Source organism: Vibrio sp. 1069 (assembly GCF_033340555.1).
This window is the reverse complement of the sequence record NZ_JAWOWP010000473.1, coordinates 1-653: the sequence shown is the minus strand read 5'-3', so window position 1 is coordinate 653 and position 653 is coordinate 1. Positions and strand designations below refer to the sequence as shown.

The window sequence follows — 653 nt, the reverse complement described above, 5'->3', positions numbered from 1 at the left end:
AGCGATTTTTGCATCAGAAAGAAGATGCCATGCTCGTCCCGCAATACCGATCAGTACTTCTTGGTGACTTAAACGAGGGCTTTGCAAAATCGCTTCTAGTACTGGTAAAGAGACTTCAGTTGGAGCGCCTGCTAACGCGCGAGTTAATGCCGATAGCAAGAACAAATCTGGTTCTGTGCTGTGAATCTCTTGCTGCGCTTTTTCTGCGATACGCTGCGCTAGTCGTTCTTGTAAGTCGACATGCTCAAGAGCACCAAGCAGTGCGTATAGAGGCTCGTTAGGTAAATGATTGAGAGCTTTACGCAGAGTGACCGCATTTTGCTCTTTACCAAGGCGTGCGGCGATATCGGTGATTCCTTGCAGGCCAACCGTCTGCCAGTTTTCCCAGCCTAGACCGCCTGTGAAGTAGTGCTGTGTATGTTCGTAATATTGGCTGGTGGGTAGATCCAAATTTGCACGAACTTGGCTGTGGAATACCGCCATTTTGTCTTCAGAAGGTTTGAACGTGTATGGATTATTGGAGAGTTTTTGTTGTTGCTCTTCAGACATCTCTTCGCTTAGACGAGTGCCCATGGCTTCAACTACGTATTTAATGAAGTTGCCAATATCAGATTTTTTAAGTAAGGGGAGAGCACCCAGTTCAAAAAGTAAGA

At 46.2% G+C, this 653-nt stretch carries 1 protein-coding gene; it reads right to left on the bottom strand.

All coding sequences use genetic code 11. The features are described from left to right. Window positions 1–653: DUF3549 family protein (locus tag R7040_RS27225; protein WP_318097711.1), on the bottom strand; the 653-nt coding region annotated here is incomplete at both ends.